7 protein-coding genes and 2 pseudogenes are annotated in these 8392 nt (G+C 38.7%); 6 read left to right on the top strand and 3 right to left on the bottom strand.

The features are described from left to right. Positions 1-415: 415 nt before the first annotated feature. The 6 genes and pseudogenes from HWQ58_RS30020 to HWQ58_RS29995 all read left to right on the top strand — a co-directional run. A pseudogene (locus HWQ58_RS30020) lies at positions 416-802 on the top strand (biliverdin-producing heme oxygenase); the annotation flags it as partial. A gap of 86 nt (positions 803-888) precedes the next feature. Further along, a complete protein-coding gene (hemN, locus tag HWQ58_RS30015) occupies positions 889-2271 on the top strand; it encodes an oxygen-independent coproporphyrinogen III oxidase (protein ID WP_292871160.1) in 1383 nt (460 codons plus the stop codon). A 586-nt stretch (positions 2272-2857) separates the two neighbouring features. Continuing rightward, a pseudogene (locus HWQ58_RS30010) lies at positions 2858-3151 on the top strand (GlsB/YeaQ/YmgE family stress response membrane protein). 172 nt (positions 3152-3323) lie between these two features. Next, positions 3324-4016, top strand: coding sequence for a manganese catalase family protein (locus tag HWQ58_RS30005; RefSeq protein WP_292871159.1), 693 nt, complete (start codon positions 3324-3326; stop codon positions 4014-4016). A 338-nt stretch (positions 4017-4354) separates the two neighbouring features. Next, positions 4355-5095, top strand: a complete 741-nt coding sequence (locus tag HWQ58_RS30000; RefSeq protein WP_292871157.1) for a DUF3891 family protein — start codon at positions 4355-4357, stop codon at positions 5093-5095. 95 nt (positions 5096-5190) lie between these two features. After that, on the top strand, positions 5191-5325 hold the full coding sequence (locus HWQ58_RS29995; RefSeq protein ID WP_292871156.1) for a hypothetical protein: 135 nt from the start codon (positions 5191-5193) through the stop codon (positions 5323-5325). Between the two features lie 539 nt (positions 5326-5864). Here the strand turns inward: HWQ58_RS29995 and HWQ58_RS29990 are convergent. From HWQ58_RS29990 to era, 3 genes are all read right to left on the bottom strand, one after another. Continuing rightward, positions 5865-6131: a hypothetical protein gene (locus tag HWQ58_RS29990; RefSeq protein WP_292871154.1), complete on the bottom strand. Its 267-nt coding sequence runs from the start codon at positions 6129-6131 to the stop codon at positions 5865-5867. 186 nt (positions 6132-6317) lie between these two features. Continuing rightward, positions 6318-6995, bottom strand: coding sequence for a response regulator transcription factor (locus HWQ58_RS29985; protein WP_292871152.1), 678 nt, complete (start codon positions 6993-6995; stop codon positions 6318-6320). A gap of 113 nt (positions 6996-7108) precedes the next feature. Further along, a complete protein-coding gene (gene era, locus HWQ58_RS29980) occupies positions 7109-8083 on the bottom strand; it encodes a GTPase Era (RefSeq protein WP_292871151.1) in 975 nt (324 codons plus the stop codon). Positions 8084-8392: the final 309 nt, after the last annotated feature.

Here is an 8392-nt window from a genome sequence, read left to right as displayed (position 1 = left end):
GAATTTCTTCTTAAATCCCAAAGATTACCTACTTAATCGCAGTGATGGTTAGGGTGGGGTAAAACTAAAGCTAAAACCTTAGTAAATCAGGTTTGGGGTGAGGTTTTGAGAATTTATGCAATAAATATATTGAATTCGGGTGGTCGTTTATTGAATTCGGGTGGTCGTTTATTGAATTCGGGCGGTCGTTTATTGAATTCGGGCGGTCGTTCATTGAATTCGGGTGGCCGTTCATTGAATTCGGGTGGTCGTTCATTGAATTCAAGCAGTGGTTAAGGTGGGGTAAAACCCAGATTCAAAGAACAACGTAGAGACTTGTGTGTACATCGTAGCCCGCTCTTCGGGAGGGGAGACAAAGCGTAGCTTTGGCTCTTTGGGGTTCTTAGGGTTTTATAAGTAATCAAGCGGACATGATATTACACCCTCACCTGCTGCCCAGAGCTACATTGACCGCATTCGGGAAATTTCTGCTAGTGAACCAGCCTTATAGCTAGGTCATGCCTACACTCGCTACATGGGCGATCTATCTGGGGGTCAAATGCTACAAAAAGTTGCTTAGTCAACCCTGAAGCTTTCTAGCTATGAAGGCACATCCTTTTACAACTTTGAGCAAATTCCTGACAAAAAGGCATTTAAGGATAAGTATCGTTAGGCATTAAATGCATTGCCTGTTGATGATATAACAGCAGAACGGATTGTTGCAGAAGCTAATAATGCCTTTGGGTTCAATTTAAAGATGGCTCAAGAGTTAGAGGGAAGTTTAATTAAAGCACTCGGTCAAATTTTCTTTAATAGCTTAAGTCATTTGTCATTTGTCATTTGTCGTCATTGCTTATTTCCCTCTTGCTCTCTACTCCCGACTCCCCTCATTCATTGGAAAGCAACTCAATGGTTTTTCTATTACCTGGTGTCAAGTTTGATCTGAATCTGATTCAAAAGTACGATACTCGCGCACCTAGATATACCAGTTACCCGCCCGCTACAGAGTTAAGCGAAACATTCACTGAAACTGATTTTAAGGCCGCGATCGCCGCCTCGAATCAACGCAAAACTCCTATGAGTTTATATTTTCATATCCCCTTTTGCCAAAGTGCTTGCTACTTCTGCGGCTGTAATACGGTAATTTCCAACAACAAGAATATTGCTAAACCTTACGTGGAGCATTTGGTTCAAGATATTAAAAACACCGCAGCTTTAATCGATCCAGATAGAAAAGTACTGCAAATCCACTGGGGAGGTGGTACTCCTAATTACTTAGAGCATCACCAAGTAGAATTTTTATGGAAAAACATCAATCGCTATTTCAACATCGATCCCCAAGCAGAAATCTCAATTGAGATTAATCCCCGCTATATCGATAAAAACTACATTTTTTTTCTGAGAGAGATTGGATTTAACCGCATTAGTTTTGGCATTCAGGATTTTAATCGCCAAGTTCAAGTAGCTGTAAATCGTGTCCAGCCAGAAGAAATGCTCTTTGATGTCATGAGTTGGAGCAAAGAAGCTAAGTTTGAAAGTGTGAATGTAGACCTAATTTATGGTTTACCCTATCAAACTCGCGAGACATTTCAAAAGACCCTGAAAAAAACGATTGAATTAGATCCCGATCGAATTGTCGTCTTTAACTTCGCTTATGTGCCGTGGCTAAAACCGACGCAAAAAAATATTCCTCAAGAAGCGCTACCTCCAGCAGAGGAAAAGTTAGAGATTCTGAAAATGACTATTGAAGAATTGACAAATAACCAATATCTATTTATCGGGATGGATCATTTTGCTAAAACTAATGACGAATTAGCGATCGCTCAACGTAATGGTACTCTCAAACGCAATTTTCAGGGCTACACTACCCACGCCGAAACAGAATTATTTGGATTTGGTGCAACATCCATCAGTATGTTAGAAGATGCTTATGCTCAAAACCACAAGGAGTTAAAGGATTATTATCAGACACTGGCAACAAATAGTTTACCTGTTAGTAAAGGTATCAAACTCACTCAGAATGACATTATTAGACGGGATGTGATTATGGGTATTATGTCGCACTTTCAACTTTATAAGCAAGATATTGAAAACAAATATCATATTAGTTTTGATGAATATTTCTCTGAAGAACTAGAGGCGTTAAAACCACTAGAAGCCGATGGTCTAGTCAGTTTATCAAAAAATAAAATCCAGATTACAGACATCGGTAGATTACTAGTAAGAAACATTGCTGTCATATTTGATACTCACACAAAAACGCGACAGACAAAGTTCTCCCGCGCTATTTGATATCGCTTCTGCAAATCTTTACCACATATTTTCCTCTCAATCTACCTTAAAAATAAAAGTTGAGGGGATCTTATTAAAATTATAGTAATCCGATTTTATTTTTGAACTTATTTACGTGGTGCATAAATTGCAACGGAAGCGTGATAGGCAGTCAAAAGGTAATTTCAATAAACTCGTTAAATAAAAAATGTATAAAAAGCTTGGTTAATTATTGATATAGATAAGTAATGATGAATTATCACGAAATTATTCAAAACTTTTATGAATAAATATTTTTAATATATCCCTACAAAGTTAGATATAAACTTTATGTCTTAAGATAGAGATAAAAGAGAATAAATTGATTGAATAATATTTAGGTTTACAGAAAATAATTACATCTCTAATGAGATATGTTGTTAATAACTCCTAACTTAAATATGCAAAAAATTGCGGTTAATATTAAAATGTAAAAATGGCAATTATCATCTAATTTAGATGAAAATCATTTTGTATAACTTTTGGATTTAACATTTACCCCATCTGGTAGAAATAAATTGGAATTAGACTTGATAACTTAGATATAGGTGAGAGTGTTGAGGCGGTTATGAGTATTATTGCTTGGATAGTTTTAGGACTTTTGGCAGGTGCGATGCCTATGGCGGGCTTACACCGACGCTAAAGCTATTTATCCTCGCTATCAAGGTGGTGGAATTCTCTCCACAATGATTTTGGGTATTATTGGTGCTTTCGTTGGTGGAAGTATGTTTACCTTGCTAGGAACAGGAACTCTGCAAATTACTCCGGCTGGCGCTGGTTTAATCCCTGGTATTTTAGTAGCTGTGCTTGGTGCAATTGTTACTATTTATGGGGATTAATCAGAATAAGCAGGAATGCATAATCGCTGATTGGCAGTTATCAACACTCACGTAAATACTGTATTTTATTAGTCTTTTAGTTCACCAATTTGAAAAGCTATTAAAGATTCAGATTAGCTCTTATTGGAAAAAACTAAAAGACAATAAAATAGCCGATCCTTTCTGTAACATCATAATTTTGGGAAGTGTAAATCTATGTTTTTTCACAAGAAAGAGCTTATTCATTCAGTTAACATTAGTGAACCAAACCCTCGTTTTGCTCAGTTACTTTTAGAGCAGTTTGGCGGAGCTACTGGAGAACTTAGTGCAGCACTTCAATATTGGGTACAATCATTCCATGTCGAAAATGCTGGCATTAAAGACATGCTCCAAGACATTGCGATCGAGGAATTCGGCCATTTAGAAATGGTTGGGAAGCTCATCGAAGGTCATACCAAAAATGTTGATCAAACAGAGGCTTATAAAAGTACTCTCTTTGCAATTCGAGGGGTTGGGCCTCATTTTCTAGATAGTCAAGGTAATGCTTGGACTGCAAATTACTTGAATGAAGGTGGAGATGTAGTGCGTGATTTAAGAGCTAACCTTGCAGCCGAAGCTGGTGCTCGTCAAACTTACGAAGAATTGATTAAGTTGGCAACCGATAAAGGAACCCAAGAGACTTTAGTCCATCTGTTAACACGAGAAATTTCTCATACCCAGATGTTTATGAAAGCTCTAGATTCGCTAGGTAAGTTGACAGATCCATTCTTTGGTAATGTTAAGCCAGATGAAACTGTTGCTCTCTACTACAACCTATCTACAGACGGAGATGGTAAAGATGAGCGTGGTCCTTGGAATTCTGAGCCAACATTCAAATACGTTGCTAATCCGCTAGAAAGCCACTCTTAATTGCATAGGTTGCAGTTAGAGTATAGGTTGATTTTGAGCAAAGAGATTTTGGGGAATTCTGAAAAATTCCCAATCATCTTCTGAGTAAACAGCCCACCTTATTTAGCAATTTTTGGGTTGTTTAGCTACATCTAGTAAGCAAAAAATAATTCCCGACTTTTCTAAGAAGTCGGGAATTTTCGCTGAGTATTTGGCTATTACACTCAATTGAAAATAGCTATAGCTATAAATATTCAGCTACTGAAAAAGTTAGAGCGATCGCTGCTTCAATTTCTACCCCGACATTTCTGACTTCAGAAATTAATTCAACTCAAAATTCAAAATCAGGAGATTGACTTGTGATTGTCAACGCTACGCCAAATGGTTGGGAAGTCATTTATCATCGTGCCCATGCTTTATTAGCAGCTGAACTAGCGGGACAATGGCGACGCAAAGATGCTCCAGAAAGGTTATATGAAACAATAGCTGCAATTTCCCATCACGATGACCTAGAAAAAGAGTGGGAAGAAGATATTCTGACTGAAGCGGGTGCACCGAAGGACTTCACCCTATCCACAAATGCCGATCTAGATGCAGGTGTCGAGAAATTGGCTAATTTGGCAAAGAATGCCCTTTACCGTGGACGATGGGTGGCTCTATTAATTTCCATGCACATCAGCCGTTTAAATGAGCCAAGCCGGGGTAAGTCTGCAAAATTAGACAAACTTTTAGACGAGCAACTTCAAAACCAGCAACATTGGCGTAAAGAATTAGGCATCAAAAAGGAGAAAGTTGACGCGGCCTATGCATTTATGCAATGGTGCGATCGCCTTTCGCTTATTCTCTGTCAACAAGAACTACCTGACGATGAGCGGTTTTTAGAAATTAGCAAGGGCCCTGAAGGTGAGCGCTATGACATCATGCAGCGTAGTGATAACTTAGTTGTTGTCAAACCCTGGCCCTTCCGAGACGATAAATTCACGGTCAACGTCGAAGCCTGCGACCTCTCCCAGGTGAAATTTGAGAGCAGCAATGAATTATCTCAAGCACTACAAGAAGCCCCGATCAAGGTACTAGAGTGGACATTTGTTAAGAGTTAGATGCATACAGCTTACAGCTATTTAGCTGAAAATAGCTGTAAGAAAACGAGGTTATGCGATCGCAATCCTCTATCAAATCCCTACATATTCTTACAATGGCGATCTCAGTAAAGATTATTGCAGAGGGTCATGCTGTGGATATAATCCAAGCTGCTGAGATACCAGAAGTAGCGATCGCATTTACTACTAAAGGCGTAAAATCAGTTTTTATTATTCTAATTTTTATCTAAAGATGTACTTTTAAGGCAGATTGTTATTACTTGTGATAGTTCCTTTTTATCATTTCGATCGGTGAAAGTAAATATACTTAATAACTGAGGTTCAGAGCATGGACTCAACAGGTAAGGTTCAAACTGTGGACTCGTCCTGGTCTCTTCCACTGCCGTTGAAAGAGTATGCAATGAGCCGAATAACTGTCTACTTTTATAGCGACAGATGGGTGCCAATTAAATATTGTTCTTTGGGAAAGGCAATTTTGCTTCACCAGAAGGCAAAATTAGAAGGCAAGGAAATTTTGTTATTTCCTGCAAATGTAGACCCTAATCAATTCTCAAACTCTTTTAACTAAAATGCATTGAAGTAGACTATTTTTCAAATATCTTGGCAACAAATGAGTCGGCTATAAAGGCGTACATAAGTACGCCTTTACTTGTGAATGGGATTGAAATATTTACTTATATTGTTTACCTCATAAAAACATATTGTCAAAGAATCGTATAGGCTGTTATCGCACCAATGGCTTTATTTTGTATTTTGCTGCATAGGTCGGTTACTGCTTAGTGCTACGATTGCTAAGTCCAAATATATACGCAATAAAAGTTGTTTGAGCTACTAGGATTCCCAGCGCTGTACCTCCAAGTGCTACTTGAGCTTGGAAACTTCCAAGCTCATCAAGCTTGTGGGTTTCAATATATACTCTGGATTGCGGATAGAATTGCCATCTTGCTGCTTCTGAATTGACGAGTAAACTTAGAGGTAGACTTAGAATATAGCCAAGAACCGTAAATGCTAAAGCTGTAGGAATAGTAAGCTTCAAATTTTGAAATATTAATGAGCGCATGGAAAAAAATTAGCTAACTTTAAAGTTATTACAACTATTTTGATAGTTGTAAATACTACCATAAGGTTGAAATTTAGTATTTTGAAAGTTGCAGATACAGTAGGGAACGCTACGCCTAGTGTTCCAGATATTCGGTAGTAAAGATTTGAATTTATTCTGACATCAAACCAAGCCAGAACGCAGTGCCACAACTGCTGCCTGTACCCGATCATCCACTGCTAATTTATTCATAATCCCTCGGACGTGAGTTTTGATGGTGTTGGGACTGAGATAGAGTTTTTCGGCAATCTCTGGGTTACTCAAGCCGTCTACCATCAACTTTAAAACTTCTAACTCCCGCCCAGATAAGTTGGCGGTGTTGGTAGTGGGTGAAGGCGGTTTGAGATTATCAATTACTCGCCGCGCAATTTGGGGATCGAGATAGGCTGCACCATCAACTGCGGCTGCGATCGCACTTAACAATCGTTCTACACTAGCACCTTTTATACAATATGCATCTGCACCACTAGACAGTGCCGCAATAATTTCTGTCTCTGTTTGATGAGATGTCAACATCACTACATGAATTGCTGGTAGCGCCGCCTTAATTTGCTGTGTTGCGGCAATACCATCCAATCGCGGCAATCCAATATCCATAACCACCAAATCAGGTTTCAGTTGCAGTGCGGCTTGAACTCCCAAATAACCATCTTCAGCTTGTCCAACAATCTCTAACTGAGGATGAGCCATTAACGATTGCTCTAATCCCAATTGCATCATCGGATCGTCTTCGACAATTAACACGCGCAAGGGCGGAGCATTGACGGGTAAATTTAAGGGATAGCGAGTTTCTAAAGACATTTTTATTAATTATTTGTCATTTGTCCTTTGTCATTTGTCCTTTGTCATTTGTCATTTGTCCTTTGCTTTTTTTGCTTGCCAATGACCAATGACCAATGACTAATGACCAATTATTATTCTTCTACGCGATAGCCTAACTCTGCTAAACTAATCCGCGACTGTCGCCATTTTGGCTGGACTTTCACAAATAATTCGAGATAAACTTTGCCAGCGATTAATTTTTGGATTTGTTCGCGGGCTTCACTACCAATTGCTTTGAGCATTGCTCCACCTTTGCCGATGAGTATGCCTTTTTGGGAATCACGCTCGACGTTGATGGTAGCAAGTACGCGGGTAATGCTGGGAGTTTCTTCTACTAGGTCAATGGCGATCGCAACTGAATGGGGTACTTCTTCACGAGTCAATAATAAAATTTGTTCTCGGATTAATTCACCCATAATAAAGCGTTCTGGCTGGTCAGTTACTAAGTCTGGAGGATAATATAATGGCCCAATTTCTAAATGTTTAATTAATAATTCTTGAAGTTGCGGTAATCCGGTACTAGTTTTGGCAGAAAATTTCACGATTTCCCATTCATGAGACTTGGCCATTTGGGCGTAACTATCATCTATAAACTGGGAATCAGGTGGTTGTTGGTCGATTTTGTTCACGCCCAGAATTACTGGTGTTTTGCTGCGACTGAGCAACTCGGCAATATAGCGATCGCCCGAGCCACAAGCTACAGATCCATCTACCACAAATAACACTACATCTACCGATTCAATAGCAATTTTGGCATTTTGCACCAATACTTCGCCCAATTGATGATGGGGCTTATGAATTCCTGGTGTATCTACAAATATTAACTGCGCTTCTGGTGTAGTTAATACACCGCGCAAACGGTTACGTGTAGTTTGTGCTACTGGTGATGTAATGGCAATTTTTTGTCCTACTAACTGATTCATTAAAGTAGATTTACCGACATTTGGACGACCAACAATGCCGATAAAACCTGATTTGAATTCAGGAGGAGCTTGGGGAATTGTTACTTCTCCTGAAAAAGAGAAAGTGTAATTTTCAATACTAGTCACCTTTGGCTCCACCCTCATATTTTATAGCTGGGATAACTTGGTTTTTTCTTAGACACAAAATAGGCATAAAATTACCCTGGCATTTTTAAGGATTGCTTTTGCCGAGGTTTAATCTACTACTGGCTCTACACTTATATTTTACAGCTGAGATAACCTTAGTTGTAGTATTCAGGAGTCAGAATTCAGTAGTCAGAATCTTAAAAAAATTAAACTCCAAGTTTACCTTATTTCATCAGTAATCATACCAAACCCACATAAATTCTGATTTCTGGCTCAAGAGTTGCGGAATTTTTAGACTTTGTTTTGTTTTTTGATACAAAAGAAACA

Origin of the sequence: Nostoc sp. LPT (genome assembly GCF_017115165.1) — a bacterium.
Classification (GTDB): domain Bacteria; phylum Cyanobacteriota; class Cyanobacteriia; order Cyanobacteriales; family Nostocaceae; genus Nostoc.
Note: the sequence above shows the minus strand (reverse complement) of the source record. Positions and strands in the feature narration are given on the sequence as shown.